This window comes from Dactylosporangium sp. NPDC049742 (assembly GCF_040674675.1).
GTDB classification, from domain to species: domain Bacteria; phylum Actinomycetota; class Actinomycetes; order Mycobacteriales; family Micromonosporaceae; genus Dactylosporangium; species Dactylosporangium maewongense.
Genome location: NZ_JBFANF010000001.1, coordinates 349,275 through 373,239 on the forward strand (window position 1 = coordinate 349,275; position 23,965 = coordinate 373,239).

Here is a 23,965-nt window from a genome sequence, read left to right on the forward strand (position 1 = left end):
CAGGCGTCTCTTACTCCGGGTCGGCAACGGCGACCAGGGCCGGTCGCAGCAGCCGCTCGCCGAGAAGGTAGCCGCGCCGCATCACGTCGATGCAGGTCGGCTCGCTCACCTCGGCCGAGGTCAGGTGGGCCACCGCCTCGTGACGGGTCGGGTCGAACGGATCGCCCTTCGACCCGAAGACGGTCAGCCCGAACTTCGTCAGCGCCGCCGTCAGCTGCTCCGCCACCGCGCCGAACGGCCCGACCAGGTCGCCGTGCTCGCGGGCCCGGTCCAGGTCGTCGAGCACGGGCAGCAGCGCGCCGAGCACGTTGCCGGTGGACTGCTCGACCACCATCGCCCGGTCACGGTCGACCCGCTTGCGGTAGTTGGCGTACTCGGCGGTGACCCGCTGCAGGTCGCGGGTGCGCTCGTCGAGGTCGGTGCGCAGCGCGGCCAGCTCGGCGCCGAGGCCGTGCTGGTGCGCGTCGTCCGTGGTGCCCTGCGCGGCGGCCTCGCCCGGCTCGCTGGCCGGCGGCGCGTGCACCGTGAACGCCTCGTCCACGATCTCGCCCTCGACCGGCGCCTCGTCGGTCTCTGCGACGTCCGTCCCGGCCTGCTCGGCGACGGTCTCGGTCTCCTCGACCTCCACGTGTGCCTCCTCCGCGGTGTGTCCGGCGTCGGGTGCTTCGGTCGGCTTGCTGTTGGCCGGCACCTTCCGCTTGTCCTTGATCACAACGCGCTCCGCCGGCCCCTCCGGGCCGGCGGCGCGGGCTTCGTCGGTCACTTCTTGTCGCCCTCGTCGATGATCTCGGCGTCGACGACGTCATCCGGGCCGTTGCCGGCGGTGCCGGCGGTGCCGGCCGTGTCGCCGCCGCCGAACCCGGCGCCGGGGGCCTCGCCGCCGGCGCTCTGCTGCCGCTGCTGCTCGTAGAGCGCGCTGCCGGCCTGCTGCGAGACCTGCGCCAGCTTCTCGTGCGCCGCCTTGATCCGCTCGGTGTCGTTGCCGCCCAGCGCGCTGCGCAGGTCGCCCAGCGCCTCGTTCATCTGGTCGCGGGCGTCGGCCGGGATCTTGTCACCGGACTCGGCGAGGAACTTCTCGGTCTGCCACTGCAGGGCCTCGGCCAGGTTGCGGGTCTCGGCCTCCTCGCGGCGACGCTTGTCGTCGTCGGCGTGCTCCTGCGCGTCGCGCATCATCCGCTCGATGTCGTCCTTCGGCAGCGCCGAGCCGCCGGTGATCGTCATCGACTGCTCCTTGCCCGTGCCGAGGTCCTTGGCGGACACGTGCACGATGCCGTTGGCGTCGATGTCGAAGGTGACCTCGATCTGCGGCACGCCACGCGGCGCCGGCGGCAGGCCGGTCAGCTCGAAGGTGCCGAGGCGCTTGTTGTAGGCCGCCATCTCCCGCTCACCCTGGAAGACCTGGATGAGCACCGACGGCTGGTTGTCGTCGGCGGTGGTGTAGACCTCGGAGCGCTTGGTCGGGATGGTCGTGTTGCGCTCGACCAGCTTGTGCATGATGCCGCCCTTGGTCTCGATGCCCAGCGACAGCGGGGTGACATCGAGCAGCAGGACGTCCTTGACCTCGCCCTTGAGGACACCGGCCTGCAGGGCGGCGCCGACGGCGACGACCTCGTCCGGGTTGACGCCCTTGTTGGGGTCCTTGCCGGTGAGCTGCTTGACCAGCTCGGTCACCGCGGGCATACGGGTCGAGCCGCCGACGAGGATGACGTGGTCGAGCTGGCCGACCTTGATGCCGGCGTCGCGGATCGCGTTCTCGAACGGGACCTTGGTGCGGTCGAGCAGGTCCTGCGTCATCCGCTGGAACTCGGCGCGCGACAGCTGGGTGTCCAGGTGCAGCGGGCCGTCGGGGCCGGCGGTGATGTAGGGCAGGTTGATCGAGGTGGTGGTGGCGGCGGACAGCTCGATCTTGGCCTTCTCGGAGGCCTCGCGCAGACGCTGCATCGCCATCTTGTCGGCGGACAGGTCGATGCCGTGCTGACCGCGGAACATCTTCACCAGGTGGTCGATGACCCGCTCGTCCCAGTCGTCGCCACCGAGGTGGTTGTCACCGGAGGTCGACTTGACCTCGACGACGCCCTCGGCGAGCTCCAGGACCGACACGTCGAACGTGCCACCACCGAGGTCGAAGACCAGGACGGTCTGCTCCTTCGGACCCTTGTCCAGGCCATAGGCCAGGGCGGCGGCGGTCGGCTCGTTGACGATGCGCAGCACGTTGAAACCGGCGATCTCGCCGGCTTCCTTCGTGGCGGTGCGCTGCGAGTCGTTGAAATATGCCGGCACGGTGATGACCGCGTCGGTGATCTGCTCGCCGAGGTAGGCCTCGGCGTCGCGCTTGAGCTTCATGAGCACCCGCGCGGAGATCTCCTGCGGGGTGTACTTCTTGCTGTCGATGTCGATGGCCCAGTTGGTGCCCATCTCACGCTTCACGGAGCGGATGGTCCGGTCCGGGTTGGTGACCGCCTGGCGCTTGGCGACCTCGCCCACCAGCACCTCACCGTTGCGGGCGAACGCGACGATGGACGGCGTCGTGCGCGCACCTTCGGCGTTGGCGATGACGCTGGGCTCGCCGCCCTCCAGGACACTGACCACCGAGTTGGTGGTTCCGAGGTCGATGCCGACCGCACGTGCCATAGCTGCTTGACCTCCAAGAGACAGTCGGAGCGAGAGCCCCGGCTGCGAAGTTGAGTGACTGTCACTCAATAGTGCCATGCAAGTCACGATCGTCAAGTCCAACCTTGAGTGAGACCGACGCAACTTGTCACACCCGGGGCCGGCGCCGTGGTACGCCACGGGTGAGATTGCGCTGGGTGACATCGATGCTTACGGCCATTGCATGGCGCTAGACAGCGACATCGTGCACGCTTTAGCGGTGACCACACAGGGCGAGTCGGTGTCCGCCCGGTCGGCGGCTGCCAGCCCTTCAGCTGATGGCCCGTCCGCCGGTCGGCCCCCACGCGCCCGGGAGCCGGAGCGGTCCGGACTGGCCGACCTCGTCTCGGCGCTCGTCGATCTCCGCGACCTCGGCAAAGAGACCCGCTTCGCGCTGCCGCTGCCCAGCGCCGAGCGCGCCACCGAGGTCGCCGCCGCCATGGTCGGCCAGCTCGACGACTACCTGCTGCCCCGGCTCGACCGGCTCGACGCGCCGCTGCTGGTGGTCGTCGGCGGCTCGACCGGCGCCGGCAAGTCGACGCTGGTCAACAGCCTGGTCCGCACCCCGGTCAGCCCGTCGGGCGTGCTGCGCCCCACCACCCGGGCGCCGGTCCTCGTCTGCCACCCCACCGACATGTCGTGGTTCGCCAAGGCCAACGTGCTGCCTTCGCTGACCCGCACCAGCGGCGCGAGCAGCGACGCCAGGACGCTGCAGGTCGTGTCCGCCCAGGCGCTCAGCCCCGGGCTGGCCCTGCTCGACGCGCCCGACATCGACTCCGTCGTCGACGCCAACCGGCAGCTCGCCTCGCAACTGCTCGCCGCCGCCGATCTCTGGCTCTTCGTCACCACCGCCGCGCGGTATGCCGACGCGGTGCCGTGGGGCATGCTGCGCACCGCCCGTAACCGGGGCACCGCCATCGCCCTGGTGCTCGACCGGGTGCCCGGCGGCGGCGCGGCCGACGAGATCGGCCCGCACCTGACCGGGATGCTGCAGGAGCAGGACCTCGGCGGGGTGCCGCTGTTCATCCTGCCCGAGACCCGGCTCGACAGTCAGGGGCTGCTCAGCGAGGCGCAGGTGGCGCCGCTGCGCGACTGGTTCGGCAAGCTGGCCCGCTCCGCGGAGGCGCGCGCGGCCGTGGTCCGCCAGACCGTCGGCGGCGCCGTCGACGCGCTCACGATGGACGTCGGCGTGCTCGCCTCGGCCGCGGAGGACCAGGTCACGGCGGCGAAGTCGCTCGACGACGCGGTCCGCGGGTCCTACCGGGCCGCCACCTCATCGGTCGAGCAGGGCATCCACGACGGGGCGCTGCTGCGGGGCGAGGTGCTGGCCCGATGGCAGGAGCTCGTCGGCACGGGCGACATCATGCGCGCGCTGCAGGCCCGGGTCGGGCGCGCCCGCGACCGGGTCGTCGCCGCCGTCACCGGCCGCCCGGCGCCCGGCGAGCGCTTCCAGGAGGCGATCGGCTCGGGGCTCGCGATCCTGCTCAAGGGCGCCGCGACCGACGCCGCCGAGCGGGCCGGCACGGCCTGGAAGGCCCACCCCGCGGGCGCCGCGCTGCTGACCGCCGCGCCGAACCTGACCCGCCCCTCCGACGACCTCGACGATCGGATCGCCCGGCTCATCCGCGACTGGCAGCGCTCGGTCCTCGACCTGGTGCGCTCCGAGGCCGGCGACAAGCGGGTGCTCGCCCGGGCCAGCGCCTATGCGGTCAACGCGACCGGGCTGCTGGTGATGGTCTCCGTCTTCGCGGCGACCGCGTTCATCCCGACCGGGCTGGAGATCGTGGTCGCCGGCGGCACCACCGTCACCGCGCAGAAGGTCCTCGAGGCGATCTTCGGCGACCAGGCGGTGCGGTCGCTCGCCGCCCGGGCCAGACAGGACCTGCTGGAGCGGGTCACCGCCCTCTTCGACGAGGAGGCCGGCCGCTACCGCAGCGCGCTGGCCGGGGCGGGGATCGACGACGACTACGCCGGCCGCCTGCGCGCCGCCAGCACCGCGGTGCAGCTCGCCCGCGCCGACGTCCGGCTGGAGCCGCAGAAATGAGCTTGGTGGACAAGATCAAGCAGGTGATCCCGCGGCAGGGCGGCGCGGTGGACGCCGACCAGCTCGCCGACCGGGTGGAGTCGCTGCGGCGGTTCGTGCAGGCGGCCGAGGACCACGTGCCCGACGCCAGGCTGGTCACGGCCCGCACGGTCATCGACCGGGCCGGCGAGCGGCTCGCGCTGTCCAGGGCGCACACCGTCGTCGCGCTGGCGGGCGCCACCGGCAGCGGCAAGTCCAGCCTGTTCAACGCGCTGTGCCGGTTTCAGCTGTCGCGGGTCGGGGTGCGCCGCCCGACGACCGGCGTCGCGCACGCCTGCGTGTGGGGCGCGCAGGGCGCCGGGCCGCTGCTCGACTGGCTCGGCGTGCCGCCCAACCGGCGCTTCACCCGGGAGAGCGCGCTCGACGGCGAGGACGAGGCCGGCCTGCGCGGGCTGGTGCTGCTCGACCTGCCCGACTTCGACTCCATCGAGGCCCGGCACCGGCTTGAGGTCGACCGGCTGCTGCGCCTCGTCGACCTGGTCGTGTGGGTGCTCGACCCGCAGAAGTACGCCGACCGCGTGGTCCACCAGCAGTACCTCTCCCAGTTCCAGCGGCACCGGGACGTGACGGTCGTGGTGCTCAACCAGGCCGACCGGCTCACCCGCACCGACAGCGAGCGGCTCGTCGCCGACCTGGGCCGCCTGCTGGACGCCGACGGGCTCGGCGGCGTGCCGGCCTTCCCGACGTCCGCGAAGGGCCAGCCCGGCCTCGACACGCTCCGCGCCACGCTGGAGCGCACCGTCGCGAAGCGCCAGGCCTTCCTGCAGCGGCTCGCCGGCGACGTGAGCGGTGCCGTCGGCGAGCTCGATCCGCTGGTGGCCGCCGATGTACGGGGCGAGCGCATCCAACCCGCCGCGATCGACCGCCTGGCGGAGTCCCTCGCCACGGCGGCCGGGGTGCCGATCGTCGTCGCGGCGACCGAGCGCACCTACCGGCACCGGGCCACCGGCGTCCTCGGCTGGCCGGTCGCCCGCTGGGTCCGCCGGCTGCGGCCGGATCCGCTGCGGCGGCTGCACCTGGACCAGCCTGCCGGCAGTACACCTGCCGCATCGTCACTGCCTGAGTCGAGCGCCGCGCAGAAGGCCGCGGTCGCGCTCGCGTCCCGAGAGGTCGCCGAGCAGGCGAGCGAGGGGCTGCCGGAGCCGTGGCCGGCCGCGGTCACCGCAGCTTCCCGCGCACGCCTCGACGACGTGCCCGACGCGCTGGACGTGGCGGTCGCCTCGGCGGACCTCGGCATGGACCGCAAACCGTTCTGGTGGCGGCTGGTGGGGGCGCTGCAGTGGCTCGGCGCCGCGACCGCGCTGGTGGGGCTGCTGTGGCTGACGGTCCGGGCGGCCTTCGCGTTCCTCGGGCTGCCGGACGTCGCGGCGCCGCACGCCGGGCGGCTGCCGCTGCCGACCGCGCTGCTCGCCGGCGGGCTGCTGTTCGGGGTGCTGCTGTCGGTCGTCGTCCGCCCGGTCGTGGGGATGGCCGCCCGCCAGGCCAGGGCGCGCGCCGACCGCCGGCTGCGGGCCGCGATCGCGCAGGTCGCGGACGTGCACATCGTCACGCCGATGCGTGGGGTGCTGCGCTCGTACGATGACGCGCGTGACGCTTTGCGCGCCGCCGCCCGCTGACTTCGTCCGCCGCGCCGGTTTCTCCGTGATCGCCCTGGTCAACGTCGCCTGGGGGGCGTGGGCCGTGGTCTTCCCGGAGCGGTTCTTCGCCACGTTTCCCGGCTTCGGGCTGCACTGGACGGCCGCGTACCCGCCCTACAACCAGCACCTGATCGTCGACCTGGGCGCCACGATGCTCATGATCGCGGTGCTCTGCGGCGGCGCCGCCGTGCTCGACCGGCCCGCCACCAGCTGGCTCGCCGGGGTGGCCACGGCCGTCTTCGGCACCCTGCACTTCGGCTTCCACGCGCTGCACGCCGGGCACATGGGCGCGACGGATCGGGTGCTGAGCCTGTTGAGCCTGGTGGCCGGGGCGCTGGTGCCGCCGGCGCTGGCCGCGACCCACTCGGTTTCTCTGCGGAGGCAGCGCTGATGGATCTGGACTTCTTGCGCGCACACCCCGGGCAGCTGCCGGTGTTCATCAAGCACCAGCGGATCCGCGAGACGCCGGTGCCGGGCGGGTCGATCTGCACCGCGCAGCGACTCACGCTCGACGACGGCAGCTCGATCTTCTGCAAGTCCCTCGACGACCCGCCCGCGGGGTTCTTCGCCACCGAGGCCGCCGGTCTGCGGTGGCTTCAGGAGTCCGGCACGGTGCGGGTGCCGTCGGTGATCGCCGAGCTGCCGGCCATGCTCGCCCTCGAGTGGATCGAGCACGGTGAGGCGACCCCCGACGGGGCTGCCGAGCTGGGGCGGCAGCTGGCGGCGATGCACCGGGCGGGCGCGCCGTCGTTCGGGGCCGCCTGGCCCGGGTTCATCGGCACGGCGCCGCTGCCCAACGACCCCTCCGACGGGCCGTGGGGACCGTGGTTCGCGGAGCGGCGGCTGCTGCCCTTCCTGCGGACGTCGATCGACAACGGCGCGTTGACCGGCTCCGACGTGGCCGATGCGGAGCGCGTGATCGCCGGCATCTCGTCGTACGGTGGCGACGAACCGCCCTCGCGAATCCATGGCGACCTGTGGCCGGGCAACGTGCTGTGGGACCGGTCCGGCGCCGGGTGGCTGGTGGACCCGGCGGCGCACGGCGGGCACCGGGAGACCGACCTGGCGCTGCTGGGGCTGTGGGGCGGGGCGCCGCACCATGACCGGATCATGGCCGCGTACCGCGAGGCGTGGCCGCTCGCCGATGGTTGGCAGGACCGGGTGGCGTTGCACCGGCTGTACTTGCTGCTGGTGCACACGGCGCTGTTCGGGGCGGCGTACCGGGAGTCGGTGCGGTCGACATTGCGGGCACTCTGAACTGTCAGACCCCTGGGGTACCGTTTCCGGCATGAAGCCTTCGGAGCCACCTGGTGCCGGTCTCGCCGACCGCCATGGCCGCGTGGCTACCGACCTTCGGGTCTCGCTCACCGACCGGTGCAACCTGCGCTGCACCTATTGCATGCCCGCCGAGGGCCTCGACTGGCTGCCGAGCCCGACCCTGCTCACCGACGCCGAGGTCGTCAGGCTGATCGGGATCGCGGTCACCCAGCTCGGCGTGACCGAGGTCCGGTTCACCGGCGGCGAGCCGCTGCTGCGCCGCGGGCTGCCGGAGATCGTGCGGGCCGTCGCCGCGCTGGAGCCGCGCCCGAGCAGCATGTTGACGACCAATGGCGTCGGCCTGGCCCGGCTCGCCGGCACGCTCGCCGAGGCGGGCCTCGACCGGGTCAACATCTCGCTCGACACCATCGACCCCGCCAGGTTCCAGACCCTGACCCGCCGTGACCGGCACGCCGACGTGCTCGCCGGGCTCGCCGCCTCGGCGGAGGCCGGCCTGGTGCCGGTGAAGATGAATGCGGTGCTGCTGCGCGGGGTCAACGACGACGAGGCGGTGCCGCTGCTGCGGTTCGCCCTCGAGCACGGCTATGAGCTGCGGTTCATCGAGCAGATGCCGTTGGACGCCGGGCACACCTGGCGGCGCGAGGAGATGGTGACCGGCGAGGAGATCCTCGCCCGGCTGCGGGAGTCCTTCGACCTGCGGCCCGACCCCGTCCTGCGCGGCGGCGCCCCGGCCGAGACCTGGCTGGTCGAGGGGCACACCGCCGTCGGCGGCGGACCCGCGCGGGTCGGCGTGATCGCGAGCGTGTCGCGCCCGTTCTGCGGCGCCTGCGACCGCACCCGCCTGACCGCCGACGGCTCGGTGCGCTCGTGCCTGTTCAGCCAGGAGGAGACCGACCTGCGCAGCGCGATGCGCGGGGGCGCCACCGACGGCGAGCTCGCCGACCTGTGGCGCAAGGCGATGTGGGCGAAGCCGGCCGGGCACGGCATCGACGACCCGACGTTCCTGCAGCCCGCCCGTCCCATGTCAGCGATCGGGGGATGACCGCGGTGCTGCTCGTGCGTTACTTCGCCGGGGCCCGCGCGGCCGCCGGCGTGCCTGAGGAGAAGGTCGAGGCGGCGACGCTCGGCGAGCTCGTGGCCGTGCTCACCCACGACCGGCCCAGGCTGGCGTCGGTGCTCACGGCCTGTTCGTTCCTGGTCGACGGCATGTCCTGGCGGGACCGCGAAGCGGCCCTGCCAGCGACGGCGACGGTCGACGTCCTTCCACCGTTCGCGGGCGGCTGACACGTGTACGTGTTCATCGCACTGTTCCTGGTGGTCGTGCTGCTCATCGTGTTCGGCATCCACTGGTATCTGTGGAAGCGCCTGGTCAAGGACGTCTTCACCACCCGCCGCGGCCGCAGGATCGGCACGCTGGTGGTGGTGCTGCTCGGGGTGCTGATCCCGGTGACGCTGGTCGGCTCGCGGGTGCTGCCGCTGAAGCAGCAGCCGATCCTGGCGTGGCCCGGGTTCCTGTGGCTGGCCCTGATGTTCTACCTGCTGGTGACGCTCGCGCTGCTGGAGCTGCCCCGGCTCGCCCTGCGCCTGTGGACCCGCCGCCGCCCTGTGGATAACTCTGTGGAAACAACTGCGGGGCCTGTGGACAGAAGTCCCCGACCTGTGCAGGAGACTGTGGACGCGGGCGGGCGGGCTGTGGATATCGGCGCCGCCGCCGGGCCGGCCCAGGCTGTGGACGACGGCGCGCTCGCCGAGGTCGTGGACGAGCGGTCGCCGGCGGAGCCGCTGCCACAGGCTGTGGACAACAGGCACGACCCGTCACGGCGGCTGCTGCTCGGGCGGTCCCTGGCCGCGACGGCCGGGGTGCTGTCCGTGGGCGCGGTGGGCATCGGCACGTGGCAGGCGAAGAGCGCGCCGCAGCTGAAGCGCGTCCCGATCCAGCTGGCGAAGCTGCCGGCGAGCATGTCCGGGTTCAAGATCGCGCTGGTCTCCGACATCCACCTCGGCCCGCTGCTGGGCCGCTCGCACACCGAGCGGATCGTCCGCATCATCAACTCGGTCGACGCGGACCTCGTCGCGATCGTGGGGGACCTGGTCGACGGTTCGGTGGCCGAGCTGGGCCCGGCGGCGGAGCCGCTGCAGGACCTGCGGTCGCGGCAGGGCAGCTTCTTCGTCACCGGCAACCATGAGTACTTCTCCGGCTACCAGGAGTGGGTCGACGAGGTGAACTCGCTCGGCGTGCGCGTGCTGCGCAACGAGCGCCTCGACATCCAGGGCCTCGACCTCGCCGGCGTCAACGACGTCACGGGCTCCGACGTGGGCGACGGGCCGGACTTCGCGAAGGCCCTCGACGGCCGCGACGCCTCGCGCCCGGTCGTGCTGCTCGCCCACCAGCCGGTCCAGGCCCACGACGCCGCCAAGCACGGTGTCGACCTGCAACTGTCGGGCCACACCCACGGCGGCCAGATGGTGCCCTTCAACCTGCTGGTGGGCCTGGAGGCCCCCGTGGTGTCCGGCCTCGGCACCGTCGACGGCACCCAGGTCTACGTCACCCGCGGCGCCGGCTTCTGGGGCCCACCGGTCCGCTTCGGCGCCCCACCAGACATCTCGGTCATCGAATTACACCGCGCCTGACAAGCCACCCACCCAGAGGCAGGTCCGCGCGAGCGACACGGCGCTCGTCGTCGCGTCGACGGGTGGGCTCGCCTCGATCGCCCCGGTGAGCGTTCCCACTCTGGCCCGGGTCCCGGGCACACGCGGCGACGCCTACGCCCGCACCGCCCGGCACACCAGACCCGACTGCCCCGGCCCCGGACACCGATGCTTCAAGTGGTTCACGATTCCCTGGCCACACGACGGCGCACGACCCAACCCGGCCGTGTTCGCAGACCTTGATCACGTGCGGGTCCATCCACACAAATATGCAATGAGCTGCGTCGAGGAACCGAAGACGGAAGCGCCTCGACCCGCGCGTCCAGATGCGCCACCATCCGACACCTGCGACTCGACAGGTTTCGTGATGCCCAGCTTCCCCACGAGGCTGATCGGTGCCTGTTCGGCGCGGGGGCGGTGCTGCAACAGCCAGTCCGGGAAGAGGTGCGGCCATCGCTTGATCTCTCCTTCGTTACTTCGCCGTTCGAAGGATCTAGCGGTGGCCGTTCCATTCATCACATCACGCCCAAAGCAGGCGAGTCGCCCTCCGTGGACGCGACCGGCGAGCCGCCGCGAGGCAGGGCGAGGTTTCTCACACCGGATATTTCGGATTTGCGGTGGTGTTAGGGCAAGATGCCGATGCCGTGCCCCATGATCCCGTGCGGTTCTGGTAATCAGGGCCACCAGAACCATTCGGGATCATGGGCGGGAGAGCGACCCTGGCCACGGCGGAGGGCGGCCACCGGATGCGGCGCGCACGCGCCGCTTGCCCTGCCTCGCGCCTCGGCGCGGGCAGTGCGTCGCGGAGCGGCGCATTGGGGTGCGGGTGAGAATCCCCGCCGGGACCCGCCGCGGCAGCGGTGGGGCGGAGGCACAGTGTGACAGTATTCGGCGTGCCTTCGAACGTCGACGACCACTCGTTCGTAGCCGATCTGCACATCCACTCGAAGTACTCCCGGGCGTGCAGTCGCGACCTCAGCATCGAGACGCTCACCTGGTGGGCCCGGCGCAAGGGCATCACGCTGCTCGGCACCGGCGACTTCACCCACCCCGCCTGGCATGACCACCTGCGGGAGGCGCTGGTCCCGGCGGAGCCGGGCCTGTTCCGCCTGCAGCCGGACCGTGAGGCGGAGATCCTGCGGCGGCTGCCGGGGCGGCTGGCGAACGCGGCCGACGGGGCGCCGGTGCGGTTCATGCTGTCGGTGGAGATCTCCACGATCTACAAGCGGGGCGATCGGACGCGCAAGGTGCACCACCTGGTGTACCAGCCGGACTTCGAGGCGGCGGGGCGCTTCAACGCCGCGCTCGGCAGGATCGGCAACCTCGGGTCCGACGGGCGGCCGATCCTGGGGCTCGACTCGCGGGACCTGCTCGAGATCACGCTGGAGGCGAGCCCCGACGGGTTCCTGGTGCCGGCGCACATCTGGACGCCGTGGTTCTCCGCGCTGGGGTCGAAGTCGGGGTTCGACGCGATCGCCGACTGCTACGGCGACCTGGCCGGGCACATCTTCGCCGTGGAGACGGGCCTGTCGTCCGATCCGGCGATGAACTGGCGGGTGTCGTCGCTGGACCAGTACCGGCTGGTGTCCAACTCGGACGCGCACTCGCCGCCGGCGCTGGCTCGCGAGGCGACGCTGCTGACCAGTGAGCTGGACTACTTCAAGGTGCGGGACGCGCTGCGTACCGGCGACGGCCTCGCGGGGACGATCGAGTTCTTCCCGGAGGAGGGCAAGTATCACGGCGACGGGCATCGAGTCTGTGACGTGAACTGGCTGCCGGCTCAGACCCGCGAGGCGCAGGGCCTGTGCCCGGTCTGTGGCAAGGCGCTCACGGTCGGTGTGCTGCACCGCGTCGAGGAGTTGGCCGACCGGCCAGATGGGTACGTGCCGCCGGGCGCGCCGCAGGTCACGCACCTGATCCAGCTGCACGAGATTCTCGGTGAGATCCACGGCGTCGGCGCCAAGTCCAAGACCGTCGACTCGCAGCTGGCGTCGCTCGTCGCGGAGCTCGGCTCGGAGCTGGCGATCCTGCGCGAGGTCCCGGTCGACGAGATCAGCCGCGTGGGCGGGGAACTGCTCGGCGAGGGCATCGGCAGGTTGCGGCGTGGCGAGGTGCGGCGCACGCCGGGCTTCGACGGCGAGTACGGGGTCATCAAGCTCTTCGAACCGGACGAGCTGCGATCGCGTGGCATGCAAGAGGACGTGCTGTTCGACGTACCGATGCCGCAGCTGCCGAAACAGCGCAAGGCTGAACCCACTCCGAAGCCGGCGCCGAAGCGACGCCGACCGGCGTCCGCTGCGGCACCCGAGCCCGCGCCGCCGATCTCGGCGCCCGCGTCGCCGCATGAGCCGCTCGAGCCGATGCTGGCCGGGATGGAGGAGGTCGGGACGGGGCTGCTCGACCGGCTCGACGCGCTGCAGCGGGTGGCGGCGTCGGCGCCCGGCGGGCCGCTGCTGATCGTGGCCGGACCCGGCACCGGCAAGACGAGGACGTTGACGCATCGCATCGCGTACCTGTGCGCCGAGCTGGACGTGTACCCGGAGGAGTGCCTGGCGATCACGTTCACCCGGCGGGCGGCGGAGGAACTGCGGGAACGGCTGGAGGGCCTGCTCGGGCCGGTGACCGAGGCCGTGACGGTGTCGACGTTCCACGCGCTGGGCCTGTCGATCCTGCGGGAGAACGCGCCGGCGGTCGGGCTGACGCCGAAGTTCCGGATCGCGGAAGAGGCCGATCTGCTCGCGGCCCTCGACCCGCTGTCGGAGCGGGAGGCGCGCCGGGCGCTCGCGGCGATGGAGCCGTCGACCGCGGAGGCGCTGGCCAAGGCGCTGCGGGCGAAGGACATGGTGTCGCTCGACGAGCTGCTGACGCTGAGCGTGCAGCTGCTCGCCGGGTCGCCGGCGCTGGTCGACCGCTACCGCGACCGGTGGCAGTGGATCTTCGTCGACGAGTATCAGGACGTCGACCCCGTGCAGTACGAGCTGCTGCGGCTGCTCTGCCCGCCCGGCGGCAACCTGTGCGCGATCGGCGATCCTGACCAGGCGATCTACTCCTTCCGCGGCGCGGAGGTGTCGTTCTTCCTGCGGTTCGCGACAGACTTCTCGACGCCGGACATCGACGCGCGGGTCGTGCGGCTGACCCGCAACTACCGCTCGTCGGCGCCGATCCTGGCCGCGGCGGTGCAGGCGATCGCGCCGACGACGCTGGTGCCGGGGCGGCGGCTCGATCCGGCGCGGCTGGACCTCGAGGCGCCGATGGTCGGGCTCTATCCGGCGACGTCGGTCGCGGACGAGGCGGATTTCGTCGTCCGTACCGTCGACGAGCTGGTCGGCGGGCTGTCGCACCGGTCGCACGACAACCGGGTCGACTCGCGGGCGACGATCGGCGCGATGTCCTTCTCCGACATCGCCGTGCTGTACCGGACCGATTCGCAGGCGGCGCCGATCGTGGACGCCCTGGCGCGGGCCGGCGTACCGGTGCAGAAGCGGTCACACGACCGGCTGCTGGACCGTCCCGGTGTCGCCGCCATCGCCCGCGAGCTGCGGTTCGCGACGGGGCTCGGCGGGTCGATCGCGGCGCGGGTGCGGCTGGCCGGGCAGGTCGTCGCGGGTCGCTGCGGGCAGCTGGACACCGACGTGATCGGGCTGACCGAGGCGGACGTGTGGACGGCGGTCGAGCTGATGACGCCGCCGGCGTTGCGGGCGGGCAGCGACCTGGACGAGTTCCTGGGCGCGCTGGCCACGGGGGCCGAGGTCGACGGCTGGGACCCGCGGGCGGACCGGGTGACGCTGCTGACCCTGCACGCGTCGAAGGGCCTCGAGTTTCCGGTCGTGTTCCTGGTCGGCTGCGAGGACGGCCTGCTGCCGTTGCGGATGCCCGGCTCGCAGGGCCGCTCGGAGGACGACGTCGCGGAGGAGCGGCGGCTGTTCTTCGTCGGGCTGACCCGGGCGCAGGACCGGCTCTTCGTGTCGCACAGCCGGATCCGTTTCCGCCACGGCTCGGAGCGGGAGATGGCGCCGACGCCGTTCCTGTCGTCCATCGATCCCGGGCTGTTGGAGCGGCGGGGTCCCGCGGCACCCAGGAAACCCAAGGACCGGCAGCTCCGGCTCATCTGAACGGCGTACAGACCGGCTTCTGTCGCTTATCCGTGAGACGAAAGTGTCGGGGGGTGGCGCTACCGTAGCTGCATCGACGCAACTAGGCTGCCTTGAGCTTCGCGGGAGCAGGAGGATCACATGTCCGGTTACGGACCGCCGGGCCCGTACCAGGGCCAACCCCAGGACCCCTGGCAGGGCGGCCAGCAGGATCCCTATGGCCAACCGGACCCTTACGGTCCGCCGCCCGGGCAATATGGGCAGCAGCCTGACCCGTATGGTCAGCGTCCAGACCCGTATGGCCAGCCTCCGCAGTGGGGTCAGCAGCCGCAGTCGGGTGGCCCCTATGGGGGCAACTACGGGCAGACGGGCACGTATCAGCAGCCGGCCTATGGCCAGCCGCCCGGCCCGGGCCCCGGCCCCGGCGGCGACCAGTGGGGTCCGCCGGCCGCTCCGCCGCGGCGGAGGGGCTCCGGCGGCACGGTGGCGCTCGTCATCATCCTGGTGCTGCTGCTGTGCGGTGGTGGCGCCGCAGGCATCTGGTATGTCCTGAAGAACGACAAGACCGGCCCCACGACCACCTCGCCGACGACGGCGGCGCCGAAGCCGAGCGGCTCGGGGAAGGCGTCCACGAGCGCGGCGCCGAGCGGTGCCGCCTCGTCGCCCGGTGGCGTGCAGGCGGGCGACGCGAAGACGGTCAAGGTCGGCGAGTGCCTGACCAACACCGGCACGGCGACCGCTCCGGTGATGCAGAAGACGACCTGCGCGGCCGGCACGTTCGAGGTGTTGAAGCGGATCGAGGGCACCTCCGACAAGGAGAAGTGCAACGGCGTCACCGGCTACACGCACAACTACTTCTTCAAGGCCCAGCCGGAGACGTTCTCCTTCGTGCTCTGCATGAAGCTCCGGAGCTGACCCTTTCGCCCCGTTTTCGACGGCGCGCCGGTCAACGGCGCGCCGTCGAACTTTTTGGGACCCCCTTGCACGGGGCCCCTCAGACCATGTAGTACATTAGTTCGAGCTGGTGAACAGGTGTTCGATCACCTTGTTATAAGCCTGTCTTGCGTCTGCCCTAGACTTCGCTAGACAAGGCACGACACGCCACAAGGATGTTCTATGCGGTTCTAGCGTTTTGGCTAGAGACGCCGATACGGTGCGATCGTGGACCCCGTTCGAAACCCGTATGCCCCCGGTGCAGGCCAGCGCCCGCCGGAGCTCGCCGGTCGCGACCGCGAGCTGCAGGCCTTCGAGGTTGTCCTCGAGCGCGTCGCCCGTGGCCGCCCGGAGCGCTCGCTGATGCTGACCGGCCTGCGTGGCGTCGGCAAGACCGTCCTGCTCAACACGCTGCGCTCGCAGGCGATCTCGCGGCTGTGGGGCACCGGCAAGATCGAGGCCCGGCCCGACCAGTCGCTGCGCCGGCCGCTGACGGCGGCGCTGCACATGGCGATCCGCGAGCTGGCGCCGCACCACCGGGCGCCGGACCGGATCGACGAGTTCCTCGGGGTGCTGAAGGCGTTCGCGATCCGCGAGGACCCCAACAAGCCGCCGGGCAAGCTGCGCGACCGGTGGCAGCCCGGGATCGACGTGCCGGCCAGCACCGGGCGGGCCGACTCGGGCGACATCGAAATCGACCTGGTGGAGCTGTTCACCGACGCGGCCAGCGTCGCCACCGACGTCGGCACCGGCGTGGCGATCTTCATCGACGAGATGCAGGACCTGTCCGCCGAGGACATCTCCGCCATGTGCGCCGCGTGCCACGAGCTGTCGCAGACCGGCGCGCCGCTGATCGTGGTCGGCGCCGGGCTGCCGCACCTGCCGGCCCTGCTCACGGCGTCGAAGTCCTACTCCGAGCGGCTCTTCCGCTACCAGCGCATCGACCGGCTCGACCGGATCGCCGCCGACCTGGCGCTCACCGCGCCCGCGATGCGTGAGGAGGTGGAGTACGAGGCGAAGGCGCTGGACGCGCTCTACGAGGCCTCCGGCGGCTACCCGTACTTCGTGCAGGCCTACGGCAAGGCGACCTGGGACCACGCGCCGCACTCGCCGATCACCGCGGCGGACGTCCGGGTGGCGGCGCCCGAGGCCGAGGCGGAGCTGGCCGTCGGCTTCTTCGGCTCCCGCTACGAGCGCGCTACGCCGGCCGAGCGCGAGTACATGCGCTCGATGGCCACCCTCCTGCCCGCCGTCGACGTCTCCGAGGCCGTGCCGACCGCGGAGATCGCCCGCTCGCTCGGCCGGCGCCCGGCGAGCCTCTCCCCGGCGCGGGACGCCCTGATCAAGAAGGGGCTCATCTACTCCGGCGAGCGCGGCACGGTCGCCTTCACCGTGCCGCACTTCGCCCGGTACATCCGCTCGCAGCCCGCCGACTAGATCGCCCTAGGTTTTCGACTTCTCGATGACGCCGCGCAGGTCGCGGCGCTCGATGGCGGCGGCCATCAGGTCGGGGAAGACGTCCGGCGTACAGGCGAACGCCGGCACTCCGAGCGCCGCCAGGGCCGCCGCGTTCTCGTGGTCGTAGTCCGGCGCGCCCTCGTCAGACAGCGCCAGCAGCACGATCACCTGCACCCCGGCGGCCGTCATCGCCGCGACGCGCCGGAGCATCTCCTCGCGCACGCCGCCCTCGTACAGGTCGCTGATCAGCACGAAGATCGTGTCCCGCGGGCGGGTGATGAGCTGCTGGCCATACGCGATGGCCCGGTTGATGTCCGTGCCGCCGCCGAGCTGGGTGCCGAACAGGACGTCGACCGGATCCTGCAGCCGCTCCGTCAGGTCGACCACCGCCGTGTCGAACACCACGAGCGACGTCTTCAGCGACCGCATCGACGCGAGCACCGCCGCGAACACGCCCGAGTACACGACCGACGCCGCCATCGATCCCGACTGGTCCACACACAGCACGATGTCCCGCTGTACCGACTGAGCCCGCCGGCCGTAGCCCACCAGCCGCTCCGGGACGACCGTGCGGTGCTCGGCCTGGTAATGCTTGAGGTTCGCCCGGATGGTCCGGTTCCAGTCGATGTCGTGGTGCCGCGGCCGGTTGATCCGCGCCGCCCGGTTGAGCGCCCCGGCCAGCGCGGTCCTGGTCGGCTGCGCGACGCGCCGCTCCAGCTCGGCGACCACCTTGGCGACCACCTTCCGCGCGGCCCGCTTGCTCTTGTCGGGCATGACCCGGTTCAGCGACAGCAGCGTGCCGACGAGATGCACGTCGGGCTCGACGGCGTCAAGCATCTCCGGCTCGAGCAGGAGCCGGGTCAGGTCGAGCCGCTCGATCGCGTCGGCCTGCATCACCTGCACGACCGTCGAGGGGAAGTACTGGCGGATGTCCCCCAGCCACCGCGCGACCCGCGGCGCCGACGCGCCGAGCCCCGCGCCGCGCTGGCTGCCCGTGCCTTCCCCGCCGTCGTACAGAGCACCGAGCGCCGCGTCGATGGACACGTCCGCGCCGGTCAGCCCGTAGCCGGTACCTTCACCGCCGGCCGCCCCACCGAGCGCGAGCCGCCAGCGCCGGAGCCGCTCGTCCGTGTCCTGCTCGTCGCCGTGCTGCTCATCCATGGTCCGCCCCCTTCGCCCGCCGCCGTTCGTCCCGCTCCTGGCACTCGATCGCGCCGTCGCGGCCGGTCGCGCTGGGGCGGGGTCTTACCTCGGTCGCGCCGGTGTGGTCAGGCATGTCGGAGCTCCTTGCCCAGGAGGCGGGCCACCACCGGGAGCAGCAGGGCGCCGCGGTCGGGGTCGACCTGGTCGTCGCGGTCGCCGGAGCGGGGGCGGCCGCCGGTGCCGATGTGGGCGGCCCGCTCGCCGATCATGCGGCGCTGCGGGGCCGGGTAACCGCTGAACGTGCGGCGCAGCAGTGGCAGCACCTCGACGAACGCGTCGGCGGGGATGCCCGTCAGCCAGGCGTCGACCAGCGCGAGCAGCCGCTCGTCGTGGACCAGCAGCAGGCCGTCGCCGGCGAGGAAGCCCTCGATCCAGGCGGCGGCCTTGGCCACGGGTACACCGACGGTCAGGACCAACGCCATCCTGGCGCCGATCTCGTCGGCGTCGACCGCGCCCGCGTCCAGCAGCAGCCGGCTCATCCGCCCGGTGAGCAGCCCGTGCAGGTCGTCGCGGGTGGACAGGCCGCCGAGCAGCGCCTGCCAGCGCCCGCTCGCGTCGGCGTCGTCGATCAGCGCGAGCGCGCCCTGCACGCCGTCGATCCGGTCGCGCATCACCGCGGCCGCCGCGTCGTCGAGCCCGCCGACCGCCGCGGGCAGGCCGACGCAGACACGGGTGATCATGCCGAGGGTCACGGACCGCAGGGCGGAGAGGTCGGTGCCGCGGACGTCGCCGTACCGTAGCGTCCGGGCCAACGCGGGCAGCGCGTCCATCAGGTGCGCGACGTCGGCGTCGAGCGCCATCCGCTCGTCCAGCGCGTCGAGCACGCCGGGTAAGGCGTCGGGCAGGTCGGCCAGCAGGCACCGCTCGACCAGCGCGGTCACATCCGCGAGCGTCTCGGCCTCGACGGCCTGCTCGGCGACGCGGGCCGTCGCCGCCTCGCGGACCGTGGTGCCGTAGACGCCGGCCTCGACGAGATCGACCGCGAACTCCGGCTGCCACGCGATCTGCCACGACTCCCAGAACGTGCCCCGGCCCTTGCGGTTGGCCAGCACCTGACCCCACTCCACGCCGAGCAGCCGCAGCCGGTGCAGCAGCTGGCTGCGCTGCAGGTCGAGGTCGCGGCGCAGGTCGAGGTCGATCTCGCGGCTGCTGACCGCCGGCTGGAGCCGCAGCCTGCGCTGGCTGCTGGCCACGTCCTTCGCGATCGGCACGCCCGGCGTCTGCTCCGGCACCCGCCCGAGCCGGTCGCCGACGACCAGCCGCCGGTTGATCAGGCTGAGCCGCAGGTCGTCGCCGTCGCACAGCACCGCGTGGGCGGCGTCGGTGACCTCGGCGAGCCCGGCGAGCGGCCGTCCCCGCATCGTCGCGAGCGCCTCGGCGAGTCTCGTCGCCTCGATGACGTGGGCGCTGGAGACCGGGACGCCGTCCTTGCGCAGTACACCTGCCGCCTTGACCAACCATCGGGCCACGACGTGCTCGTCCACCGCCGTGAACAGGTGGTGGTACCAGCCCGGCGAGCGCACCCCGGCCCCGTACCCCTGCCACGACGCCAACCGGTTGTGCGTCCACGGCACCCAGGTCATCGAGACCTTGACCTTCGGCAGCCCCTTGAGCACGGCGGCGTCGGAGGACGCGCTGGGCAGCGGCGCGGTCAGCGCCGGCACGTGCCACGCCCCGCACACCACGGCGACCCTTTCGAACTCCTTCACCGCCGCTCGCAGCGACTGCCGCATGTACGCCTCGCGCCGCTCCTCATCGACCCGTTCCGCCTCGGGCGGTGCGGGCGCGTGGGCCCTGACGACGGTCATGGCCTCGGCGATCGCCTCGAACGGCGCGACGGCCGCGGCCAGCTGCTCGACGTCGATGTCGTCGCCCGGCTCTCCCTCCGGCGCCATCGCGAACAGCGTCCCGGCCTCGCCGGCACGCAATTCGGCGCCTGCTGCGTCGCCGTCGCCGCCTCGCTCCGTCGCCCTGCCCTCGCCACCCGCCGCCTGACCGTGATCACCGACAGCACCGCCACCGTCCGCGGCTTGGGCGCCCCGGTCCGCAGGTTGGGCGCCACCGGCCACGGCTTCAGCGGCGGCGGTCGCTGCTTCCGCGGCGATCGCTGCTTCCGCGGCGGTCGCTGCTTGAGCGGCGGTCGCTGCTTGAGCGGCGGCGGGGTCGAGGGCGGCCGGCGTCAGCGGGGTGCCCGGTTCGCGGCGGTGCTCGACGACGTCTTCCCACCAGCGTTCGGGGTCGTCGTAGCCGGCGGCCTCGGCCAGGGCGCCGATCGGGTCGACCCGCACCGCGTCGTCGGTGGGGGTCGGCGCGGACGGCGTGCCCGACGCGAGGCGGATCGCCGCGGGCAGGTCGATGAACCGGACGGGGATGCCGCACGCGACGGCCCAGCGGATCGCCTGCCACTCGGGGGAGAACTCGGCGAACGGCCAGAACGACGCCCGCAGCTTCGGGTCGGGGTTGTCCGCCGGGTACGCCAGCAACGCCACCGGGGCGCGCATGTCCTCGTCGCCCGCGAACGGGACCAGCGGGTCGGCCTCCGGAGGGCCCTCGATGAGGATCACGTCGGGGCGGAAGGCCGAGAGGGCGCGCCGCACCGCCCGGGCCGACCCTGGCCCGTGGTGACGCACGCCGAGCAGCAGCGGATCACTCACCGCGACGGGCCGCCCGGTAGAAGTCGCGCCAACCCTCGCGCTCCCGGATCACGGTCTCCAGGTACTCCTGCCAGACGACCTGATCTGAGACCGGATCCTTGACGACCGCGCCGAGGATGCCGGCCGCGACGTCGCCGGCGCGCAGCACCCCGTCGCCGAAGTGCGCGGCGAGGGCCAGGCCGTTGGTGACCACGGAGATCGCCTCGGCCGTCGAGAGGGTGCCGCTGGGCGACTTCAGCTTGGTGCGGCCGTCCTCGGTGGCGCCGTTGCGCAGCTCGCGGAAGACGGTCACGACCCGCCGGATCTCGTCGACCGCCGGCGGCAGCTCGGGCAGCTCCAGTGCTTTGCCCAGCGCCGCGACCCGGCGCGACACGATGTCGACCTCCTCCTCGACCCCGGCCGGCACCGGCAGCACGACGGTGTTGAACCGGCGGCGCAGCGCCGAGGACAGCTCGTTGACCCCGCGGTCGCGGTCGTTGGCCGTGGCGATGACGTTGAACCCCTTGCGGGCCTGCACCTCCTCGCCGAGCTCGGGCACCGGCAAGGTCTTCTCCGACAGGACGGTGATCAGGCTGTCCTGCACGTCGGACGGCACGCGGGTCAGCTCCTCGATCCGCGCGATCTTGCCGTCGGCCATGGCGCGCAGCACCGGGCTGGAGACGAGCGCGGCCCGGCTGGGCCCGTCCGCCAGCAGGCGGGCGTAGTTCCACCCGTAGCGGATGGCCTCCTCGGGCGTGCCGGCCGTGCCCTGGACCAGCAGCGTCGAGTCGCCGCTGATGGCCGCGGCCAGATGCTCCGACACCCAGGTCTTGGCGGTCCCCGGCACACCGAGCAGCAGCAGCGCCCGGTCGGTGGCGAGCGTCGCGACGGCGACCTCCATCAACCGCCGCGACCCGACGTACTTCGGGATGATCACGGTCCCGTCGGCGGCGGCCCCACCGAGCAGATACGTCACGACGGCCGCGGGGGACAGGCGCCACCCCGGTGGCCGCGGGCGGTCGTCACCGGCGGCCAGCGCGGCCAGCTCCGCGGCGAACTCGTCCTCGGCGTGCCGGCGCTGGACTGCCTGCACGTTCTCAGCCTCGGTCGCGGTGTCGGCCTCGTTCACGGTCACGGTCACGGTCACGCGAGCTCCTCGAGCATGTCTTGTCGGAACCGGAGGGTGTCGGCGAATCGGCCGACGATGGAGGACATCGGGTCGTCGGACGCCAGGCCCGACGCGAGCTTCGCGGCCCGGTCAGCGGCGTCGGCGGGAAGTCGCAGCGCGGCCAGCTCGCACAGGCCGGCGAGCCGCCACCCCGCCGACCGCCGCCCGCCGAGGTCGTCGAGCGCGGCGAACACCGCCTCGAGCAGCGCCGACGGCCACGGTCGCGGGCACAGCTCCAGGACGTGCTCGACGCCGACGGCGGCCGCACCGGCCAGCCCGCGACGGAGCACCTCGACCGCGATCGCGGAGAGTGCGTCGGACGGCAGGGCGTCGTACAACGCCTCCAGCAGCAACCGGTCATCGGGCCGCCCACCGGCCGCGACCTCCTCGGTCAGCTGCCCGGTGAGCGCCGTCGCCCATCGTGCGTCGCGCTGCCCCGCCGCGGCCCGCGCCAGCCCGCGGCGCAGCACGGCGGCCCACTCGTCGGTCACCGGCAGCCGCAGAAACTCCTCAGCCTCGCCCCACACCCGCAGGGGAGTCCGCGTGAGCAGCTCCTCCAGCCACCAGGCCCGCTCACCGACCCCGACCGGCGGCCGGGGCGTGATCCCGTCGCGCCGCATCGCCTTGTCGCACGCGGCCGGCGGCGTGACCATGATCCGCCCGCCGCTGATCCGCACGCATGCCGTCGACCGCTCGGCCATCCGCCGCGCATACGCGCTGCCGGGCAGCAACGCGAGCAGCTCCACCGCGGCCGCACGGACCTCCTTGCGCCGGTCGTCGAGCGCGGTCTCCAGGATCGGCTCGTCGTCACCGGACAGGCCGGTCGCCATCGCGCCGAGCAGCGCGGCCCGGTCGTCGGGCGTCTCGGCGGGCCAGGCCGTGCGCAGCAGGTCGCGCGCCGCATCGGGGTCCCGCCGCCGCAACGTGGTCAGATACCCCACCCGGCGCCCGATCGACCCGAGCTCCCACGCGCTGCCGTCGTCAACGGGCCCGTCGACCGTGGTGGTGACCAGATAGCCCCAGTCGGGCCGCTGCTCCGCCAGCCACGCCGCGCGCGGCCCGCCCACCGAAGCGATCAGCCCCCGCAGGACCCGGTGCCGCCGCCCGACCTCCAGCAGCGCCGGCAACAGCTCACCGGGCACCCTCCTGGCCCCGACGGCGCTGAGCCATTCGGCGAGGAGCTCCAGTCGCCCGTCCGCATCACGTACTGGAGTCGCGTTGCTCGACCCATACCCCGCCGCGTCGACCGCGAGCAGGTCCGCCGCCCGCGCCGAGGCAGGCCAGGGCACCAGCGGAATCCCCGAGTCGTCAGGCGCGGGCGCCGGCACCGGCACCCCGGCCCGCGCCGCGATCCCGGCCCGCCGATACATCGTCAGGGCCGCCGCCGCATCGAGCAGCACCTCGGCCGGGTCCCCGTCCCCCGCCGCAAGATGCCGCCGCTGCGTGCCGACCAGCGCGGTCGCCAGGACGTCTCCCCACTCCGGAAGCTCGCTCACGACACCTCCCCCTCACCAACGTCGAGCCCCACCGGCCATCCCCCGAACGCGCCCCCGCCCGCCACCCGCACCCCCGGCAGCAACACGGCAGCACAACCCACCGACGACAATGCCCGAAGCGCGCCACCACCCGACGACCACGCAACCGCGACAGCCACCGGCAACAGTGCCCGAACCAAAGCGAGGCCAGCTACATCGCTGCTGGCGAGCACCGCACGCCCGGCCGCGGCGGGCCGGATGGAAGTGACGGCTCGGCACGCCAGCGGCGCACGCCTGGCCGCAGCGGACCAGGTGGGGGCGCAAGCTCGGCCCGCCACAGGCACATGCCCGGCCGCCGCGGGCCAGTTGGAGATGATGGCTCGGCACGTCGGCAACGCACGCCTGGTCGCGGCAGCCCAGGTTGAGGCGGACGCTCGGCCCGTCACAGACGCATGCCCAGCCGCCTCGGGGCGGGTCGTGGTGGTGGCGGCTCGGCACGCCAGCGGCGCACGCCTGGTCGCGACGGAGGCTCGGTCCGTCACAGGCACATGCCCAGCCATCAAGGGCTGGGCGGGGCTGAAGGATCGGCACACCAGGGACGCATGCCTGGTCGCAGCGGCCCGGGTGGAGGTGACGGCTTCGCACGCCAGCGACGCACGCCTGGTCGTGGCGGAGGCTCGGCCCGTCACAGGCACATGCCCGGCCGCG

Annotated in this window: 17 protein-coding genes; 10 read left to right on the forward strand and 7 right to left on the reverse strand. The window is 72.8% G+C overall.

Annotation, left to right across the window (positions count from 1 at the left end):
* Window positions 1–10: 10 nt before the first annotated feature.
* Both grpE and dnaK read right to left on the reverse strand, forming a co-directional pair.
* The gene (grpE, locus tag AB0J72_RS01635; protein ID WP_363393314.1) at window positions 11–763 is read right to left on the reverse strand and encodes a nucleotide exchange factor GrpE; all 753 of its coding nucleotides are present in this window, start codon (window positions 761–763) and stop codon (window positions 11–13) included.
* Complete coding sequence (dnaK, locus tag AB0J72_RS01640) at window positions 760–2,631, reverse strand: molecular chaperone DnaK (RefSeq protein WP_344500780.1); 1,872 nt, start codon at window positions 2,629–2,631, stop codon at window positions 760–762. Before dnaK ends, grpE begins: the two co-directional genes overlap by 4 nt.
* 349 nt (window positions 2,632–2,980) lie before the next feature.
* Between dnaK and AB0J72_RS01645 the strand changes: the two genes are divergently transcribed.
* From AB0J72_RS01645 to AB0J72_RS01690, 10 genes are all read left to right on the forward strand, one after another.
* Window positions 2,981–4,693 carry a dynamin family protein gene (locus AB0J72_RS01645; protein ID WP_363393925.1) on the forward strand — a complete coding sequence of 571 codons (1,713 nt, stop codon included), beginning with the start codon at window positions 2,981–2,983 and terminating at the stop codon, window positions 4,691–4,693.
* A complete protein-coding gene (locus tag AB0J72_RS01650) occupies window positions 4,690–6,348 on the forward strand; it encodes a GTPase (protein WP_363393317.1) in 1,659 nt (552 codons plus the stop codon). The genes AB0J72_RS01645 and AB0J72_RS01650 overlap by 4 nt, the downstream gene beginning before the upstream one ends.
* Window positions 6,320–6,760: a hypothetical protein gene (locus AB0J72_RS01655; protein ID WP_363393320.1), complete on the forward strand. Its 441-nt coding sequence runs from the start codon at window positions 6,320–6,322 to the stop codon at window positions 6,758–6,760. The genes AB0J72_RS01650 and AB0J72_RS01655 overlap by 29 nt, the downstream gene beginning before the upstream one ends.
* Entirely contained in the window at window positions 6,760–7,626 is an 867-nt protein-coding gene (locus tag AB0J72_RS01660) for a fructosamine kinase family protein (RefSeq protein WP_363393323.1), read from the forward strand. The genes AB0J72_RS01655 and AB0J72_RS01660 overlap by 1 nt, the downstream gene beginning before the upstream one ends.
* A gap of 31 nt (window positions 7,627–7,657) precedes the next feature.
* The gene (gene moaA, locus AB0J72_RS01665) at window positions 7,658–8,689 is read left to right on the forward strand and encodes a GTP 3',8-cyclase MoaA (protein ID WP_363393325.1); all 1,032 of its coding nucleotides are present in this window, start codon (window positions 7,658–7,660) and stop codon (window positions 8,687–8,689) included.
* Complete coding sequence (locus AB0J72_RS01670; protein WP_363393328.1) at window positions 8,686–8,931, forward strand: MoaD/ThiS family protein; 246 nt, start codon at window positions 8,686–8,688, stop codon at window positions 8,929–8,931. The genes moaA and AB0J72_RS01670 overlap by 4 nt, the downstream gene beginning before the upstream one ends.
* Before the next feature lie 9 nt (window positions 8,932–8,940).
* Window positions 8,941–10,278: a metallophosphoesterase gene (locus tag AB0J72_RS01675; RefSeq protein ID WP_363393927.1), complete on the forward strand. Its 1,338-nt coding sequence runs from the start codon at window positions 8,941–8,943 to the stop codon at window positions 10,276–10,278.
* A gap of 911 nt (window positions 10,279–11,189) precedes the next feature.
* Window positions 11,190–14,408 (forward strand): UvrD-helicase domain-containing protein, encoded by a 3,219-nt coding sequence (locus AB0J72_RS01680; protein WP_363393331.1) that lies wholly within the window; start codon window positions 11,190–11,192, stop codon window positions 14,406–14,408.
* Between the two features lie 462 nt (window positions 14,409–14,870).
* On the forward strand, window positions 14,871–15,302 hold the full coding sequence (locus AB0J72_RS01685) for a hypothetical protein (protein ID WP_363393334.1): 432 nt from the start codon (window positions 14,871–14,873) through the stop codon (window positions 15,300–15,302).
* A gap of 246 nt (window positions 15,303–15,548) precedes the next feature.
* Window positions 15,549–16,757 carry an ATP-binding protein gene (locus AB0J72_RS01690; RefSeq protein ID WP_363393337.1) on the forward strand — a complete coding sequence of 403 codons (1,209 nt, stop codon included), beginning with the start codon at window positions 15,549–15,551 and terminating at the stop codon, window positions 16,755–16,757.
* A 6-nt stretch (window positions 16,758–16,763) separates the two neighbouring features.
* Here AB0J72_RS01690 and AB0J72_RS01695 read toward each other — a convergent pair whose 3' ends face one another.
* The 5 genes from AB0J72_RS01695 to AB0J72_RS01715 are packed head-to-tail and all read right to left on the reverse strand — an operon-like array spanning window position 16,764 to window position 23,278.
* The gene (locus AB0J72_RS01695; protein WP_363393340.1) at window positions 16,764–17,939 is read right to left on the reverse strand and encodes a VWA domain-containing protein; all 1,176 of its coding nucleotides are present in this window, start codon (window positions 17,937–17,939) and stop codon (window positions 16,764–16,766) included.
* Window positions 17,932–18,054, reverse strand: coding sequence for a hypothetical protein (locus AB0J72_RS01700; RefSeq protein WP_363393343.1), 123 nt, complete (start codon window positions 18,052–18,054; stop codon window positions 17,932–17,934). Before AB0J72_RS01700 ends, AB0J72_RS01695 begins: the two co-directional genes overlap by 8 nt.
* Window positions 18,047–20,635, reverse strand: coding sequence for a DUF5682 family protein (locus tag AB0J72_RS01705; RefSeq protein WP_363393345.1), 2,589 nt, complete (start codon window positions 20,633–20,635; stop codon window positions 18,047–18,049). Before AB0J72_RS01705 ends, AB0J72_RS01700 begins: the two co-directional genes overlap by 8 nt.
* Window positions 20,628–21,761, reverse strand: a complete 1,134-nt coding sequence (locus AB0J72_RS01710; protein ID WP_363393348.1) for an AAA family ATPase — start codon at window positions 21,759–21,761, stop codon at window positions 20,628–20,630. Before AB0J72_RS01710 ends, AB0J72_RS01705 begins: the two co-directional genes overlap by 8 nt.
* Window positions 21,758–23,278 (reverse strand): DUF5691 domain-containing protein, encoded by a 1,521-nt coding sequence (locus AB0J72_RS01715; RefSeq protein WP_363393351.1) that lies wholly within the window; start codon window positions 23,276–23,278, stop codon window positions 21,758–21,760. The genes AB0J72_RS01710 and AB0J72_RS01715 overlap by 4 nt, the downstream gene beginning before the upstream one ends.
* Between the last annotated feature and the right edge of the window lie 687 nt (window positions 23,279–23,965).

What these genes read in the sequence shown, in the direction of transcription:
- dnaK (WP_344500780.1), bottom strand. Translation starts at nt 2,631, where the DNA reads ATGGCACGTGCGGTCGGCATCGACCTCGGAACCACCAACTCGGTGGTC.
- AB0J72_RS01660 (WP_363393323.1), top strand. Translation starts at nt 6,760, where the DNA reads ATGGATCTGGACTTCTTGCGCGCACACCCCGGGCAGCTGCCGGTGTTC.
- moaA (WP_363393325.1), top strand. Translation starts at nt 7,658, where the DNA reads ATGAAGCCTTCGGAGCCACCTGGTGCCGGTCTCGCCGACCGCCATGGC.
- AB0J72_RS01700 (WP_363393343.1), bottom strand. Translation starts at nt 18,054, where the DNA reads ATGCCTGACCACACCGGCGCGACCGAGGTAAGACCCCGCCCCAGCGCG.
- AB0J72_RS01670 (WP_363393328.1), top strand. Translation starts at nt 8,686, where the DNA reads ATGACCGCGGTGCTGCTCGTGCGTTACTTCGCCGGGGCCCGCGCGGCC.
- AB0J72_RS01695 (WP_363393340.1), bottom strand. Translation starts at nt 17,939, where the DNA reads ATGGATGAGCAGCACGGCGACGAGCAGGACACGGACGAGCGGCTCCGG.
- AB0J72_RS01650 (WP_363393317.1), top strand. Translation starts at nt 4,690, where the DNA reads ATGAGCTTGGTGGACAAGATCAAGCAGGTGATCCCGCGGCAGGGCGGC.